This window comes from Streptomyces graminofaciens (assembly GCF_030294945.1).
GTDB lineage: Bacteria > Actinomycetota > Actinomycetes > Streptomycetales > Streptomycetaceae > Streptomyces > Streptomyces graminofaciens.
Genome location: NZ_AP018448.1, coordinates 11,570,966 through 11,585,938 on the forward strand (window position 1 = coordinate 11,570,966; position 14,973 = coordinate 11,585,938).

A 14,973-nucleotide genomic window follows, 5' to 3' on the forward strand; every position below is an offset into this window, starting at 1 on the left:
GTCTGTCTCACCTCGGGCACCTGAACCTCGGGGACACCTCCGGGGCATCATCGAGGGTTCACCCGCGTTCACCCGCTCAGCCTTCCCCCCACCCGGGGCTCCTCGATGACCGAGGCACCCCTGGGCTCGAACGCTCCGCTTCCAACCCCGCCGTTACCAGAGACGCATGGGAGCGCGGGGACAGGCCCTGGACACTGGCCCGAAAAGAAATGGCCCCGAGGTTGCTGGTCCGTTACTCCTGGCGCAGAGACGCGAGCCAGCGGTCGTCCTGGAACTCAGCGGGCACCTCGTCCTCCCAGGGATCGATCCCGCGGCGCTCTAGCTCGTCAAACCACCGGTCCCGCTGTGGCTCGGGGAGGCGTCGTCCGCACCAGGGGCAGAAGTCGATCGTGATGCTCGACGTACCGCCGTCATGAATGATCAGCCCGTACTCCTGGAACTTGGCGCTGAAGTCAACCAGCGCGTCCGGGCAGGCGAAGGGGTCGGCGTGCTGGTCGCAGCGTACGTTCACGCGGCTGGTCATCGCCTCGCAACAGTGATTGGTCATGACCTCGGCTTCTCCCAGATCGGCGCCCTGACCAGAAGTAGATCACGGTCTGTGATGATCACCGAGTGGCACCTGGAGATCTGGCTGACGCGCGATGGGCGGCGCTGGAGATGCTGCTGCCGAAGGGTAAGGAGCCTGGTCGGCAACCGGTATGGAGCCCGACGGGCAGACGGCAGACGGCAGATGGCAGACGGCATACGGTTCCGGGTCCGCACCGGTATCCCGTGGCGGGACATGCCCGCAGACTACGGTTCCTGGGCTCGGGTGTACGACCTGCTGGGCTCGGGTGTACGACCTGTTCCGTCGCTGACAACGGGACGGCACCTGGCATCGGATCTTCACTGCCTTGCAGGCACGGGCCGGCACGAAAGATCTGATCACCCCCTGGCGGAGTCGCCATCAGCGGTCCTGCGTGCCCTGGGCCTTGAGAAAGACCGTGTGCGCGAGCAGCCGGGACCCGTGCCGGCCGGTGATGATCCGGCTGCCGGGTAAGACTTGCCGTTGTGCGTGTACGGCGGGGTGGTCTCCAGGTTGCCCGTGGAGTTGATCTGGTCGTTCGTCCCCTCGTTGACCTGCGCGACGCCCACGCCGGGGCCGCGCATTTCGAAGACCTGCTTGCCGGCCTTGCGGTCCATCTGCGCGGAACGGATCATCACATGCAGGACACGGGGCTTGCCGCCCGGGCCGGGAATGCTGACGTAGCCGGGCTCGACGAAGTCCTGCGGCCAGATGTCCGAGTCGTCCTTGAACTTGTACGTCGGCTTGGTGATACCGGCCTTTCGCACCTCCTTGGGGAACTCCGAGGTGAACTTCCTCTGGTTCGGGTTCTGGCGGCTTCCGTCGACCACCAGCGCTTGCTTCACCCGCTGCAGGTGATGCCCGTCCACGCCCAGTTCGAGACCGGCGCGCAGTTCGGCGGCGGTGACGCCGGTGCCGGCTGTGACGTACGTCCAGGTGTCGCCGCTCTTGAAAAACAGCCGGACCTTGGACTTGTCCGCGCCGACCAGTTGGAGGCTTCCGGTGGCGGTGTCCGAGACGTCGCCGACCGGGAGCGTAAGCAAAGGCGCCAGGTATCCGGGCGCCCGTACGACGTTGCCCTCGGCGTCGTTGCACGCCTCCAGCTCGACGTTCGACAGCCAGCGGCCGTCCGGCGTCCTTGTCTTACAACGCCGCTGCTTGTCGCCGGTGTTCGGCAGGAAGATCGCACCCCGGCCACTGCTCCGGGGCCGTCGGACGGTTTACGCGGCGGCGGTGCCAGGGGGTGGCTGCCTGCGCAGCGGCACGATGCTTGCCGTCCCCGGCATCCGCGTCGCTCCTCGTACGCCACCGTGATCGCGACGGTCAACCGGCACACACCCGGCCGGGCGGGGAGTCGCGGGCGGTAGAGGCGATGTGCCCGCATGCCGACCGGACATGAGGCGTTCTGAACCGAACACCTCTCGACTGCCGATTCAGCAGGACCGCATGGATCTCAGAGGTTGGCCGTCCGGCGGGGGGCCTGCTCCGTCCCGAGGCCGTGCCGGACCCGGCGAGAACGGACGTGCACTCCTACGATCTGATCCTGGACTGCACCGCCAACCGCGTCGTGCGGGCCTACCTCGAACGCGCCCGCCACACCGACGCGACCCGTTGGCCGCACCTCGCCACGATGATGATCGGTCACCAGACCACCTGCGGCATCGCCGCACTCTCGCTCCTCGGCGCTACCGGGGGCGGCACCGACGTACTGCATCGGAGACCCGCAGAGCTGATCTTGAAGTATCAAGCTTTACTCGGAGGTTGGGACAAATGACCCTGGTGCCGGAAGTGTGCCTCCTCTGAATATACGGCCAGTGGGGTTGCTGTGATTCGAGGGGCTGGTGCAACAAGGCCTGTACACATCCCTACCTCCCAAGTGTCGAGCCGGAGGCAACTCCTGGATGCGTTTGCACGGAGTCGTCCGCCTCCCTCGAGTGGTCGACGGAGACATCGGAAGGAAGGGAGGTGGGCACGCTCCGCGCCCCGATGCGATGCCTCGCGGAGGTCACTGAAAGCCTCGCCCGCCCGCCGGATGGCCGACGCGGCCGTCAAGCCCACGGCCAACAAGATCACGATCCAGGGAGCGAACAATGGAAATGACAACCCCGCCCACCGGCGCTGGACGGGCGTCCGGCACCCGTGCGCACAAGCGCCGTTCCCGATGGCTCAGCGGGAAGTTCCTGGCGATCTTCCTTGCTGTGGCGACGCTGCTGGGTGGCGGAACGTGGTTTGCCGCGTCCCAGGGGCAGCAGGCGAGCGCAGCCGTCGACGACGGTAAGACCTTCCAGTTCCCGACGGAGAAACTGGATACCGCGATCGCCTACTGGATGAGCCGGGGCTTCCCCTTCGGCAGGCGGACCGACAGAATCGACATGACCGACCCCAACGACCCCACGAACTCGGCGACAAATCGGGTCGGCTTCATCATGCGGGGAGGCTTCTTCCTCGACGCCGCCTCCGGGGATCTCACCGAGTTCATCCGGAACATGCCCGGGACGCAGGAGCCGCAGCTCCTTGAGTACGACATCGACATCCGGCCGACCCGGGGCACGAATCGTGGTGACGAGCGGATCGTCCGGGACAACGTCAACGGCTTCATTTTCTACACCCCCAACCACTACACGGATTTCCACCTCTATCAGTACCTGGAGGGCCCCAACGCATCGGACGTGACCATGCCCGTGCCCGCCCCTGTGTGCCGGGAGAGCGGGGGGTCCATCACCTGCCCCAACCCCACAGCAGGCGCTGCCGATCTGCGGGTCACGGAGGAGACGCCCACGGCCGAGGAACTGGCCGACCAGCCCGCCGAAGGGCCGACGACCCCCGGCCCCGACAGCAATGACGCCCCCGTCAACAACCCGGAGTTCGAAGCAAGCAACAGTGACCTCCTGGGGATAGCGCAGCAGAGGGGCGACAACCAGGCGTCGGAGTGGGCGGTCCTCATCGCCGCCCTCTGGAAACTGTTCTTGGACCCCAGTAACAGCAGCCCCAAGACCGAGCTGTGAGCATCGGCCCGAACGTTTCACCCGGGCCTTTGTCCGGACTTTGAGTGGTGAGATGCCGTTGGCCCATCGATCACGAGGGCGATCGGGTCGAACCAGGTACCTGACCGGGTGATCTCGACCGGTGCGGCGCATAAACGCAGGGCCCTTGGTAGTGCAGGGACGTCGAAGTCCGCAGTATCAGGAGGCCCTGCGGCGCTCGTTGTCGGACCCGGCTCAGCCCATCCCTCGAGAGGAACTGCACCCGGCAGGCCTAACAAGTCGAACGCGAGCGCCAGGAGCAGGAGCGCCAGGAGACGGAGTCGGCGCAGGCCTCGAAGGCCGCGCGGCCGGGTCTACGGCCATGACGCAGACGAACGCCGCCCCCTCCGCGGCGGCCACCGAGCCCACCCCCACCCCCCACCCCGGCCCACGACCCGGCGGCGCCTACTGACTTCGGCTCGTCAGGGTGAATCATCGCGAAGTCCCTGAAGGTCTTCGGGTGGTGGCTGTATTCCGTGGTGTGTGAGGTATGCGGATGGGGGTGGGCTGACCGCTGCGGGACGTCGGCGCCGGGAGTCGGTACGGCTGCAGGCGGCCGAGTTGTTCGAGCAGGGGATCAAGCCGTCGGAGGTGGCACGGTGCCTGCGGGTGAGCTTGAAGTCGGCCTATCGGTGGCAGCAGTTGTGGCGGGACGGCGGCGTGCAGGCTCTGGCCTCCCGTGGCCCGAGCGGATCGCGGTGTCGTCTGTCCCCGCGTTGTCTGGAGAAGCTGGCCGGGTATCTGGAGCAGGGGCCGGCCGCGCATGGCTGGGTGGAGGACCAGGTGTGGACCGCGGCTAGGGTGGCCACGCTGATCGGCAGGAAGTTCCACGTCTCCTACAGCGTCTCCGGGGCGACGAGGCTGATGCACCGGCTCGGCTTCAGCCCGCAGGTCCCCGCGCGGCGGGTCGCCGAGCGTGACGAGCAGGCCGTCACCGCGTGGAAGGAGGCGACCTGGACCGAGGTAAAAGAGCCCGGGCGGCTTGCGGAGGCTACGTCTGTTTCGAGGACGAGGCAGGCTTCACCCGACGGCCGCCCAAAGGACGTACCTGGGGCCGGCGTGGCGTGACTCCGCAAGTGGCGGTCAGCGGGCGACGCTCGGGGCGGCTGTCGGTGGCCGGGCTGATCGCGATGCGGCCCGGCTCCCGCACCCGGCTGTGCCACCGCCTGCGCGTCCACCCCGCGGGCAAAGGCAAGCGCCGCAGCATGGGCGAGCGCGACTTCATCGCGCTGATCGACGGCGTCCACCAGCTCGTCAAAGCGCCGATCGTGCTGGTGTGGGACCGTTTGAATACCCACGTCTCCCATGCTATGCGTGAGTTGATCGCCGAGCGTGCATGGCTGACGGTGTTCCTGCTGCCCGCCTACTCGCCCGACCTCAACCCCGTCGAGGGGGTATGGGCGCACGTCAAGCGCAGCCTGGCCAACCTCGCCGTGGTCGCCCTCGACCGGCTTGAGGCCCTCGTCCGCAACCGACTCAAGCGTCTTCAGTACCGGCCCGACACCCTCGATGGCTTCATAGCGGGCACCGGCCTGGCACTCGACGAACCAGCGTCACCACAGCACTAGCTTCGCCTCATGGACGCAGGAGACTGGAATGCACTCAGCACGGGCGCCGTGTCTGTGGGCGTCTTGGCCTCGTAGCAGTGGCGGCGAAAGTGGTGGAGGCCGGTGTGCTCCGACGTCGACGCGCGGGTGACGCCGCTGGGACGGCAGGCGTAGGTGCCGGCCTTTGTGCCGACTTCGTCCGCCAGCGCGAGGACATCTGCGGTCCTCTGCTGCGGCAAGCGGCGGGAACCAGCCGCGGCTGCGCGTCTGCCGCCCCGCGCAGCAGGGGCGGCAGACGCAACGTGAGAGGTGTTTCTACCTCTTCTTCCCCTTGATCAGGAAGAATGCGATGACAGCGCCTCCGAGGAGCAACATGACGATGGTTGCCTGCCAGTTGTCTGTTATCGCCGCTGCCTGTGGGTACATTTTTCCTCCTGCATAACCTCTCCGGCGAGAACTCCGCCAGCCCGGTACGCTCCTCGCCGCGGTCCACACCTGGTCCTCCACCCAGCCATGCGCGGCCGGCCCCTGCTCCAGATACCCGGCCAGCTTCTCCAGACAACGCGGGGACAGACGACACCGCGATCCGCTCGGGCCACGGGAGGCCAGAGCCTGCACGCCGCCGTCCCGCCACAACTGCTGCCACCGATAGGCCGACTTCAAGCTCACCCGCAGGCACCGTGCCACCTCCGACGGCTTGATCCCCTGCTCGAACAACTCGGCCGCCTGCAGCCGTACCGACTCCCGGCGCCGACGTCCCGCAGCGGTCAGCCCACCCCTGATGGCACTCTTTGAAAGCGGCCACCCCCGGCTCCGGGGCGACCCCACACCTGCTCAGTGGATCTCCCCACCCATCTGGCACCTGACCCGTGGAGAGGGATCGACGAAATGGTGGTTCGCGGGTGACGGAATGATGTGGTGTTCTCTGGGCTGGCTTGCGGCTTCCTGGGCATCTGTGCGGTTCCGCAGCAGTCGTCGGGGGGCGGCGGATAACGTGTGCAGTGCGTGGAGGTGCAGAAGGGGAGCGCGCTGGTGGGGGACGGACAGTTAGGTGTGGTGCTGGTCCACGGGTTCAATTCCGGTCCGGAGACCTGGGGGCACGTGCAGGAGCGCATCGAGCAGGACCAGTCGCTAGGCGCCGTGCGGTTGCTGTCGTTTCACTATGCGACAGGGGTCGCGAAGTGGGGTCCGCTGGGGATCCGGGTGTTCCCGGAGATCAGCACGATCGCCGACAGCCTCAAGGAGTATCTGCGGACCGAGGGCGGCCCGTTCGATGATCTGGTGATCATCACCCACAGCATGGGTGGGCTGGTCGTGCAGCGGTATCTGGCGCGGATGCTCACCGATGGACACGGTTCGGAGCTGGCCCGAATCCGGCGGGTGGTGATGCTGGCCTGCCCCAACGACGGTTCGGAGCTGCTGCGCTCGCTGCGCCACGCCGTCTTCGGACGCCGCGGCAGGAATCCGCAAGAGCGAGAGCTGCGGCCGCTGAACAAGGAGGTCGCCGAGACCCGGCGGGTCATCGTGAACCAGGTGCTGCGCGCAACCGCGATCACCGACCGGACTTGCCCCGTCCCGTTCTTCGTCTACGCCGGGGAAAGCGACGGCATCGTGTCGGTGGAATCCGCCCGGTCCGTTTTCAGCGACGCCGCGGCTCTGCCGGGTGACCACTTCAGCATCCTCGAAGCCGTCACACCCGAGCACCGCACCTTCACCACCCTGCGCCGCCACCTGCACGAAACCGCCTCGGCCCGCAGCGCAGCGGACCAGCCCCCCGGAAAGGCTCCCGACGGCCCGGCTCGTTCTGCCGGCCTGGAGGAGGTGGTCCGGCCTCGCCAGGTGGGGGTGATCCCGCCGCCGGCGGGGGCGTTCCAGGACCGGGCGGAACGAGCGCGCTTGCGCCGGCCGGTGGCCGGCGGTGGCACGGCCGTGCTCGGCCAGGTCGCAGCGGCTCAAGGTGTCCAGGGGCCGGACCGTGGGCAGGTGCTGTCGGGGATGGGCGGGGTCGGCAAGACGCAGCTCGCCGCCGACCATGCCCGTTCGGCGCTGACCGGTGGTGAGGTGGACCTGCTGGTGTGGGTGACCGCGGCCGACCGTACGTCCCTGGTGGTGGGTCTGGGCCGGGCCGGCATCGAGATAGCGGGCGCGCAGCCGGGCGACCTGGAGGCGGCGGCTGAGGCGTTCACGGCGTGGCTGGAGCCCAAAGCCGGACAGGAGGTGTACCGGTGGCTGGTCGTGCTGGACGACGTCTCCGACCCCGCCGACCTCGAAGGACTCTGGCCCCCCGCCAGCCCGCACGGGCGGACCCTGATCACGACCCGGCGCCGCGACGCGGCCTTCGCCCACGACGGCCGGACCCGCATCGACGTCGGTGTGTTCACCGAGGCTGAAGCCGTGTCCTACTTGGGTGCTGTGCTGGCTATCCACGGCCGCAGTGAACCCGCAGAGCAGTTGGCCGCGTTGGCGGAGGATCTGGGGCGTCTCCCGCTAGCCCTGTCTCAAGCGGCCGCATTTATGGCGGATGCCGATATGGGCGTCTCAGACTACCGGGTGTTGCTGGCCGACCGGACGGGTTCGCTTGCCGAGGCCAGCCCGCAGCCGCTGCCGCCCGGCCACACGCAAGAAATGGCCGCCGCCTGGGACTTGTCGATCGGGCGCGCTGGCCGGATGCGCCCGGCCGGGCTGGCTCCGCTGCTTCTCCATCTGGCCGCGTTCCTCGATCCGAACGGCATCCCCGCCGCTGTCCTGGCCACCTCGCCCGCCCTGACCTACCTGACCCAAGAGCGAGCCAGCTCCGCTGGCCTTCCCCTGCACGACCCCGCCTCCGGCGACGCCACCACGAGGGAGGTCACGGAGGGGGAGGTCACCGCAGGACTGCGGGTGCTGCACCGTTTGAGCCTGATCGACCACACCCCAGATGTGTCCCACCGTGAGGTTCGTATCCACGCTTTGATCCAGCGCGCCGTCCGCGACACCCTCACCACGGAGCAGTACCACAATGCAGCACGCACCGCCGCTGACGCCTTGATGGCGGCCTGGCCCGACGTCGAACGCGACACCGTCCTGGCCCAAACCCTGCGCGCAGGCGCCACCGTCCTCGCCACCCACGCCGAAGCCGCCCTCCACCAGCCCCGCGCCCACGACATCCTGAACCGCACCGGCCGCAGCTTCGGCGAATTCGGTCAGGTCACCGCCGCCGTCACGTACTACCAGTACTTGGCCGGCACTACTCGCCACCACCTCGGCCCCGACCATCCCGACACCCTCGCCGCCCGCCACAACCTGGCCCGCTCGCAAGGGGAAGCGGGGATGTGGCGGGAGCTGTGACGGCGTTTGTCGAGCTGCTGGATGACTATGTGCGGGTGCTGGGCCCCGACTCCCCCACACCCTCGCCGCCCGCCACGACGTGGCTTTTTGGCGGGGGGAGGCGGGGGATGCGGGGGGAGCTGTGACGGCGTTTGCCGAGCTGCTGGATGATCGGCTGCGGGTACTGGGCCCCGACCACCCCGACGCCCTCCTCACCCGCCACAACCTGGCTTTTTGGCGAGGCCACGCGGGGGACGTGGCGGGAGCTGTGACGGCGTTTGCCGAGCTGCTGGATGACTATGTGCGGGTGCTGGGCCCCGACCACCCCCACACCCTCGCCGCCCGCCACAACCTGGCTTTTTGGCGAGGCCACGCGGGGGACGTGGCGGGAGCTGTGACGGCGTTTGCCGAGCTGCTGGATGACTATGTGCGGGTGCTGGGCCCCGACCACCCCCACACCCTCGCCGCCCGCCACAACCTGGCTCGCTCGCAAGGGGAAGCGGGCGATGTGGCGGGAGCTGTGACGGCGTTTGCCGAGCTGCTGGATGATCGGCTGCGGGTACTGGGCCCCGACCACCCCCACACCCTCAAGACCCGCAATGCCCTTGCCCATTGGCAGGAACGCAGCGGCGAGGGCTTGGACACCAACGGCTGACGGCACCCTCTCATCCCGGGAAGCCATCGGCTTCACGGCGGTAGAAGAGCAGCCACCCCACTGCCAATACCCCAGGTCAACAAATTCGGCGGTGGCCCTGGACGGACGCCATAAGGAAGGGGCCGCCCGACAGCCAGCCGGGTCCAGGAGCGGGACGGACTGTCCAACGTGGCCGAAGGCCAGGGTGCAGGGTCGCCGAGGCGCCCTTGACCGGCCAGCACGGCCCGCATGTTCCATGAGTGGGTGGCTCCGGCCGACGCGCGCACCGCTCGCTGAAACCCCACTCCGTTGAGCGCTGGATCGAGTGGGGCGACGAGCGGCACTGGCCGATTTCAGGGCTCTGTCCGCAGTTCCGTGAATCCCCAGGTCAGGGAGGTGAGCGAGGGATCGTTTCGGCAGAGTATGTCCCGGCATGGCAAGCAAGACGGTCGAGGCTGTGCTGTTTCCCGGGATCGATGTGCGAGTGGAGCGCGTCACCGACTCCTCCGATGTCCTCGTGGTGGAGGCCGTGTCCACCGCTCGCCCGGGCCGGTGCCCAGACTGCAGGAAACAGGCGAGGCGCATGCATAGCACGTATCAACGATCCCTGGATGAAAGGCCGTTGGGGCCACGCCGAGTCATAGTCCGGCTGCGGGTCCGTCGGTACTTCTGTGATCGGAAGAACTGTTCCCGCAAGACGTTCGTCGAGCAGGTGCCGGGCCTGTCCGAGCGGCACCGCCGCTCCAGCACCGGACTGACCGGATTTCAGAGATCCCCATCACCCCCATCCGCATACCTCACACACCACGGAATACAGCCACCACCCGAAGACCTTCAGGGACTTCGCGATGATTCACCCTGACGAGCCGAATTCAGTAACGCCGAACCGGTCAGCGGCCCGCTGGACGGCCTGCTGCTCTTCTCTGAACCAAGTAGGTGTTCTGAACCCCGGGGCTGCAGCATGAGGGGCCTCTTGACAGACATGGCGTTGTTGCCCCATTCGGCGCAGCACCTGAGGGTGTCTCAGACCACGGTGTCATTGGTGTCACCGCGTTGATTCGTGCTGCGAGGCTTTCGAGCAGGACTGTTAGGCCGAACCGGTACAGCGATGTGGACGAGAGGTCGGCTTCAGGGGTGACGGAAGCGAAATGGGGGAGGCGGCCCTGGGCCGGCAGGGTGGTCATGCGGTCGTGCTGGGTGTCCATCCACTGCTCTGCGGTGATGCGGCTGGCCTGGCCTGGCCTGGCTTGGCCTGGCCGGCTCGTGCTTGGGGTTCCGCGTCGACCGCCTGGCCTCGGCCATGTCCGAAGAGGGTGACGGCCGCGTGCGTACAGGTGTTGGCGTCCAGCCCTAGGCCGTCCAGGGCGGCCAGGCGCCAGTCGATGTGCCGCATGCCGTGCGGCACGAGCAGGGCCGACTGAGGAGCGGGCCGCCGCGCCGGTTCGACCTGCTGGTCGGCGCAGACAGGCTGCACTCGCGGGCCAGAGCGCTGGTCTTCGGCCCCGAGGAGCGCTTCGTGCGCTCTTTGGGCATCCACACCGCGATCTTCAGCGTGCCGAACTATCTGGGGCTGGACCACATGGGGCGGTTTTTGGGCTTCCAAGAGCTGCCCGGGAGGCGGCGTCCGAAAGGTCCCGTTCGCTGAGGCGTTTGATGGTGAAGGCGATCGCGGCGCGTACATCCGTCAGTGGCGGCCGAGCCGGCCGCGGGACGATCGGCACCATCGTGATCGAGGACACCTACTGGCGCGCCAGCCCGTGGCGGTCGGCCCAGGCGTTGATCGCTGCGGCCAGCTCCTCGGGGCGATCCTCCGGGGAGTGGTGGCCGGCGCGGCCGTGGCGGGATACCTCCAGGCCGGCGATGTTCTCCTCGCACCAGTCCACGGCCTTTTGGTCGGTCATGGCGCCCGGGCCCGGCTCGAACGCGGCGAGCAGCTTGGGGACTTCGGGCTGGAGGCCGGCCAGGCGGCGTAACGTCCAGCGGGGCGGGCGGCGCCGCGCGGTAGCGGACGGTGTAGCGGCGGGCCGCCTCGGCCGAGCGCCCGGGGTCGTCGGTCGCGGCTGCCCGGCCTTCGAGGGTGACCCAACGGAAGCCGTCCGCCTGGCAGAGCGCGACACGGGCCGTCGGGCCGCCCGCCACCACGTTCCTGGCCTTGCGCGCTCCCGCCCAGGTGGTCACCCGACCAGGCCGGTGGCCGCGTCGAAGGTGAAGCGGACAGGGGTGACGTGTGGGGTGCCGTCGGGGCGGAGGGTGGTGAGGGTGGCCGAGTGGGCGCGAGTGAGGAACGCCCGTGTGGCGGCCAAGAGTTCGACATTCGCTCACTTCTTCTTCACGCCCTCGTTCCAGATCAGCTTGGCGATGTTCGGCTTCACGGCCGTGGTGATGACACCCATGGCCGTACGGACGTACCGCCGCTCCTCCAGCTCGCGCAGCATGCTCGCGGCGAGGTCGGCACGGGCGGTGAAGACGCCGTCGGCGCTGGTCTCGGCGGTGTGGTAGTCCGTGACGACGGGGTGCTCGAAGAGGCCTGAGGGCCGGACGAAGGTCCAGTCGAGGTCCGTCTGACGGATCACGGCCTCCATGCGGCGCATGTCCTCGTGGAGGGTGCGGCCGAGGCGTCGGTTCACCAGCGGGTCGAGCACATGATTGAAGAAGTGCGCGCCCGTGGGACGCCAGTTCGGGTCGGCGATGCTGGAGCTTACGGCGAGCAACCGCTTGATGCCGTGGCGGGCCATGGCCCCGGTGATGGCCGTGGCGCTCGCCGAGTACGTGGTGATGGTCTCCTTGCTGAAGCGCGCGCCCAATGCGGAGAGGACGGCGTCCGTCCCCTCGATCGCGGCGTCGACATCCGCCGGGTCGGTGGCGTCGGCGACGGCCACAGCGAGGCCGGGCCGCGTGGGGAGGGAGCTGGGGCGGCGGGTCACGGCGACGACCTCGTGGTCGGCAGCGAGGGCTTGGTCGGTGAGGTGGCGGCCGGTGGGTCCATTGGCACCGAAGACTGCGATACGCATGGCGTCGGGTCATCCCTTCGTGTGGTTGCCGGAACGCCCTTGACTGTGCCGATCACGAAAAGCAGGCTCAACGCTGATGAATAACGCCGCCCCTGCCCCCGCCCGCACCCGAGGCCGCCCCCGCGGCAACCCGCCGACCCGCGGGTCGATCGTCTCAGCGGCCCGGGCGCTGTTCCTGGAGCGCGGCTATCGGGGCACCACTCTGCGCGCGGTGGCCGGAGCCGCAGGGGTCGACCCGGCGCTGATCGCGTACCACTTCGGCTCGAAGAAGGGCCTGTTCGCGGACGTGATGCAGTTCCAGTGCGCCAATGCGCTGGCGGTGGACGAAGTCCTCGGCGGTGACCCGGCCACCCTCCCCGACCGCCTGATCGACGCGGTGACGGACCTGTGGGAGGACGCCGACTTCCTACAGCTCACCACCCAGAGCGAGGAGGCTGCCGAGGTGATCCGCGAATACCTGGAACGCGAGCTGATGGCCCGGCTTGTTGAATTTCTCGGCGGCCGGGACGCAACCGCCCGCGCCACGGCCGTGGTGACGATCCTCGGCGGCCTCATCTACACCCGCTACCTCAACCCGCTCCCGACCCTAGCCGCCCTCACCCCGTCCGAGACCCGCCGCATCCTCACCCCGGCGCTGCGCGCGGCACTGACCCCGAGGCCGCGCACCGCGGCAACCACCAGCGCGGGCCGTCAGGGCTCGCCATTCTCCGGTGGAGGCGCCGTCCGGCCTTGACCACCTGACCACCTCAACACATCCGGTGCGGCTACCCCTGTAGGTAGCGGTGCAGGGAGTTTTGGCGATACCGCCCGCGAGTACGCCGAGGCCCTCTGGCGGGTGCTGATGTCGGCCAGCCCTGCCGACCTGCACATGCCGCAGCTGATGCTGGCCACCGAGCTGACCTGCAGTCAAGTCCGCTCAGGGCTGGCGATGCTGCGCGACGTCATCGCCAAGAAGGGCTGGCGGCCCCTCTTTTGCACACGCGCCGACGGCTACCAGTTCACCGCCGACGGCGACGTCCTGCAGGCGTACGAGGTGGGAGTGATCCACGAAAGCCGACCGAGATCCGCAGGCTGATCACGGGCACGGTCACCCCGCACGCGCCACTCGCCCCCGAGGACAAGTGGGGCCGCCGCATGGTGGCCCAGCTCAACTCCGTCGAGTCCACCCTCGACCTGATCGCCTGATCGCCTGATCGCCTGATCCCCGCCTCCGCGGGGACGGGCACCGAGGAGCACGGGATGCGTCGGCGACGCTGCCCACCACCGGCACGAAGCGGACCGTAGCCAGCACCGGCGCCCGTCCAGCGATCTTTCCGCGAACTCCAGCAGAGCCTCCGGCCGGTGCGCCAGCCGAGCATGATCGTTCGCACCGGGATTTCCTGCACCTCGACTACTCACACCCGAGCCACAACTCCCGTGCAACCAGGCCTCTGTTTCGCGCATCTGTATCAGTGAGGTTTTCTCAGTGGCGCGATTCTTCCCATCCCGTTTGGCGCTGATCGTCGCGATGACAGCTCCGTCGCTGACTGGGAGCGACATGTCAACGAGCAGCGCCCCTGCCATCGGGCAGGACGTTGCGCGAGATGGTCTGTTTCAGGATGCCTTTTGGCCGGCGGGCTTCTCGGTCTCGGTGGCCACCCGTGCCCCTCGGAAGAGCACCGGGAGCCACAGGAGACATGCCAGCAGGGGACTGCGGCGTAGGTTGCCATGCCCACACTGGAGCCCATCCCGTCCATGAGCGCGCCGAGGACGAGATAGCCGATGCCGATGAGCGCCGACTCCACGAATGCGATCATCGACAGCAGGCTCGCCCGGTGGCGCGACGGCACGGCCTCGTTGAACACGTTGTCCACGATCACGGCGGTGATCTCGGGAATCCCGGCCAGGGCCAGGAACGCGGCGATGGTGACCCAGGCAAGGCCGAGGCCGCTCAGGCCGAGTGCCGCGGCGAGCGTCAGGAGAGACACCGGACTATGATCCGATACCCGATGCGCCGGTCCGCGCGGTCCGACAGCAGCGGAGTGAGCCCGCCGGCGATGAATCCCGCCGCTATGACCACGCTGACCAATGCGGTGCCCGCTCCCTGATCGGAGAGGGTCTTCTGAGTAAAAATGATGTACGGCGTCAAAGTCGCATGCATCAATCCGGACACCACGACAAGCGTCACGAGCGCCGGTGTGGCGACCCGAAGCATCGCCCGCCATGCTGTGACGTCGCCGTGCTCCTCCTCGGCTCCCTCCTGCTCGTCCACCGCGTCCGCGCCGCGGATCTCGGGCACCCTTGATATCAGCACCACCACGGCCAGGACGAGGCACGCCGCCGAACCGACGTAGACGACTCCCCAGGAAATCTGCTGCAGTTGGCCGCCGAGGACGATGGCGGCTCCCGAGGTGACCGTCCCGAGCATGGTGAACCGGGACTTGATCTTGATGTAGCTGGCCGTTGCACCACGACGCACGAGCAGGTCGTACAGCAGGGCGGTGTCCGAACCGGACACACATGCCATGCCCACACCCTGCCCGATGAACAGCGCCAGGAACACCCAGTAGTTGGAGAACGCCACCTGACCGAGCAGACATCCAGCTATCAGCATCTGGCCGGTCACGATGCTGGCACGCCTGCCGATTCGGTCGGCGATGACTCCCGTCGGCAACTCAGCAAGTCCGCTGACCAGGTAGAGCAGTGTCTGCAGCAGGGCCACTTGCGCGGCGGAGAAGCCGCGCTGATAAAGGAAGATGACGAATACGCCGCGCTGGAACAGCGAGTTGGTGAGCACGGCGTATACGTAGAACGGGCGCGTGACACTTCGTGCTGCATTGCCGACTGCAGCCGACCCGCCAAGGGCCTCCGTGGTGCCGGTCATGCTGCGGGCTCCCTGGTTACTCCG

The 14,973-nt window shown here is 68.1% G+C and carries 15 protein-coding genes and 3 pseudogenes; 10 read left to right on the forward strand and 8 right to left on the reverse strand.

The window, feature by feature from the left end; translation table 11 throughout:
• Window positions 1-232 precede the first annotated feature (232 nt).
• The gene (locus SGFS_RS50995) at window positions 233-547 is read right to left on the reverse strand and encodes a DUF6980 family protein (RefSeq protein ID WP_286259697.1); all 315 of its coding nucleotides are present in this window, start codon (window positions 545-547) and stop codon (window positions 233-235) included.
• 183 nt (window positions 548-730) lie between these two features.
• Between SGFS_RS50995 and SGFS_RS51000 the strand changes: the two genes are divergently transcribed.
• Window positions 731-1,039: a transposase gene (locus SGFS_RS51000; protein ID WP_286260441.1), complete on the forward strand. Its 309-nt coding sequence runs from the start codon at window positions 731-733 to the stop codon at window positions 1,037-1,039.
• On the opposite strand, the gene SGFS_RS51005 is transcribed toward SGFS_RS51000, so the two are convergent.
• A complete protein-coding gene (locus SGFS_RS51005) occupies window positions 925-1,608 on the reverse strand; it encodes a protein-arginine deiminase family protein (RefSeq protein ID WP_286259699.1) in 684 nt (227 codons plus the stop codon). The genes SGFS_RS51000 and SGFS_RS51005 overlap by 115 nt on opposite strands.
• 479 nt (window positions 1,609-2,087) lie before the next feature.
• Here SGFS_RS51005 and SGFS_RS51010 point away from each other — a divergent pair, with 479 nt between their 5' ends.
• The 3 genes from SGFS_RS51010 (at window position 2,088) to SGFS_RS51955 (ending at window position 5,156) form a co-directional block, all read left to right on the forward strand.
• Window positions 2,088-2,339, forward strand: a complete 252-nt coding sequence (locus tag SGFS_RS51010; RefSeq protein WP_286259701.1) for a hypothetical protein — start codon at window positions 2,088-2,090, stop codon at window positions 2,337-2,339.
• Window positions 2,340-2,655: 316 nt separating this feature from the next.
• The gene (locus tag SGFS_RS51015; protein ID WP_286259702.1) at window positions 2,656-3,570 is read left to right on the forward strand and encodes a hypothetical protein; all 915 of its coding nucleotides are present in this window, start codon (window positions 2,656-2,658) and stop codon (window positions 3,568-3,570) included.
• A gap of 501 nt (window positions 3,571-4,071) precedes the next feature.
• A protein-coding gene (locus SGFS_RS51955; protein ID WP_434028169.1) for an IS630 family transposase occupies window positions 4,072-5,156 on the forward strand; the annotation gives its coding sequence in 2 pieces (ribosomal slippage) (window positions 4,072-4,570 and window positions 4,570-5,156; 1,086 coding nt in all).
• Window positions 5,157-5,612: 456 nt separating this feature from the next.
• On the opposite strand, the pseudogene SGFS_RS51960 reads toward SGFS_RS51955, so the two are convergent.
• A pseudogene (locus SGFS_RS51960) lies at window positions 5,613-5,918 on the reverse strand (helix-turn-helix domain-containing protein); the annotation flags it as partial.
• Window positions 5,919-6,140: 222 nt separating this feature from the next.
• On the opposite strand from SGFS_RS51960, the gene SGFS_RS51035 reads away from it, so the two are divergent.
• From SGFS_RS51035 to SGFS_RS51630, 3 genes are all read left to right on the forward strand, one after another.
• Window positions 6,141-8,462, forward strand: a complete 2,322-nt coding sequence (locus SGFS_RS51035; protein ID WP_286259704.1) for an alpha/beta hydrolase — start codon at window positions 6,141-6,143, stop codon at window positions 8,460-8,462.
• Window positions 8,463-8,541: 79 nt separating this feature from the next.
• Window positions 8,542-9,096: a tetratricopeptide repeat protein gene (locus SGFS_RS51040; RefSeq protein ID WP_286259705.1), complete on the forward strand. Its 555-nt coding sequence runs from the start codon at window positions 8,542-8,544 to the stop codon at window positions 9,094-9,096.
• Window positions 9,097-9,508: 412 nt separating this feature from the next.
• Window positions 9,509-9,937, forward strand: a complete 429-nt coding sequence (locus SGFS_RS51630; RefSeq protein ID WP_350283967.1) for a transposase family protein — start codon at window positions 9,509-9,511, stop codon at window positions 9,935-9,937.
• A 318-nt stretch (window positions 9,938-10,255) separates the two neighbouring features.
• Here the strand turns inward: SGFS_RS51630 and SGFS_RS51635 are convergent, their stop codons facing one another.
• The gene (locus SGFS_RS51635; RefSeq protein ID WP_350283966.1) at window positions 10,256-10,549 is read right to left on the reverse strand and encodes a hypothetical protein; all 294 of its coding nucleotides are present in this window, start codon (window positions 10,547-10,549) and stop codon (window positions 10,256-10,258) included.
• On the opposite strand from SGFS_RS51635, the gene SGFS_RS51640 reads away from it, so the two are divergent.
• Entirely contained in the window at window positions 10,472-10,720 is a 249-nt protein-coding gene (locus tag SGFS_RS51640) for a hypothetical protein (protein ID WP_350284108.1), read from the forward strand. The two genes, SGFS_RS51635 and SGFS_RS51640, sit on opposite strands and share 78 nt — an antisense overlap.
• A 94-nt stretch (window positions 10,721-10,814) precedes the next feature.
• On the opposite strand, the gene SGFS_RS51050 is transcribed toward SGFS_RS51640, so the two are convergent.
• The 3 genes and pseudogenes from SGFS_RS51050 to SGFS_RS51060 all read right to left on the reverse strand — a co-directional run bounded on the left by SGFS_RS51050 (window position 10,815) and on the right by SGFS_RS51060 (window position 12,086).
• Window positions 10,815-10,976 (reverse strand): hypothetical protein, encoded by a 162-nt coding sequence (locus SGFS_RS51050; RefSeq protein WP_286260448.1) that lies wholly within the window; start codon window positions 10,974-10,976, stop codon window positions 10,815-10,817.
• 67 nt (window positions 10,977-11,043) lie between these two features.
• Window positions 11,044-11,378: pseudogene (locus tag SGFS_RS51055) on the reverse strand (pyridoxamine 5'-phosphate oxidase family protein); the annotation flags it as partial.
• A 15-nt stretch (window positions 11,379-11,393) separates the two neighbouring features.
• The gene (locus SGFS_RS51060) at window positions 11,394-12,086 is read right to left on the reverse strand and encodes an NAD(P)-dependent oxidoreductase (RefSeq protein WP_286247429.1); all 693 of its coding nucleotides are present in this window, start codon (window positions 12,084-12,086) and stop codon (window positions 11,394-11,396) included.
• A 76-nt stretch (window positions 12,087-12,162) separates the two neighbouring features.
• On the opposite strand from SGFS_RS51060, the gene SGFS_RS51065 reads away from it, so the two are divergent.
• The gene (locus tag SGFS_RS51065) at window positions 12,163-12,819 is read left to right on the forward strand and encodes a TetR/AcrR family transcriptional regulator (RefSeq protein WP_286247427.1); all 657 of its coding nucleotides are present in this window, start codon (window positions 12,163-12,165) and stop codon (window positions 12,817-12,819) included.
• A gap of 108 nt (window positions 12,820-12,927) precedes the next feature.
• A complete protein-coding gene (locus tag SGFS_RS51070; RefSeq protein WP_434026096.1) occupies window positions 12,928-13,161 on the forward strand; it encodes a hypothetical protein in 234 nt (77 codons plus the stop codon).
• A gap of 518 nt (window positions 13,162-13,679) precedes the next feature.
• Here SGFS_RS51070 and SGFS_RS51080 read toward each other — a convergent pair.
• Window positions 13,680-14,949, reverse strand: a pseudogene (locus SGFS_RS51080) (MFS transporter).
• Between the last annotated feature and the right edge of the window lie 24 nt (window positions 14,950-14,973).

Coding starts and splice junctions, on each gene's coding strand:
- SGFS_RS50995 (WP_286259697.1), bottom strand. CDS start 547: ATGACCAATCACTGTTGCGAGGCGATGACCAGCCGCGTGAACGTACGC.
- SGFS_RS51000 (WP_286260441.1), top strand. CDS start 731: ATGGCAGACGGCATACGGTTCCGGGTCCGCACCGGTATCCCGTGGCGG.
- SGFS_RS51015 (WP_286259702.1), top strand. CDS start 2,656: ATGGAAATGACAACCCCGCCCACCGGCGCTGGACGGGCGTCCGGCACC.
- SGFS_RS51630 (WP_350283967.1), top strand. CDS start 9,509: ATGGCAAGCAAGACGGTCGAGGCTGTGCTGTTTCCCGGGATCGATGTG.
- SGFS_RS51050 (WP_286260448.1), bottom strand. CDS start 10,976: ATGACCGACCAAAAGGCCGTGGACTGGTGCGAGGAGAACATCGCCGGC.
- SGFS_RS51060 (WP_286247429.1), bottom strand. CDS start 12,086: ATGCGTATCGCAGTCTTCGGTGCCAATGGACCCACCGGCCGCCACCTC.
- SGFS_RS51065 (WP_286247427.1), top strand. CDS start 12,163: ATGAATAACGCCGCCCCTGCCCCCGCCCGCACCCGAGGCCGCCCCCGC.
- SGFS_RS51070 (WP_434026096.1), top strand. CDS start 12,928: ATGTCGGCCAGCCCTGCCGACCTGCACATGCCGCAGCTGATGCTGGCC.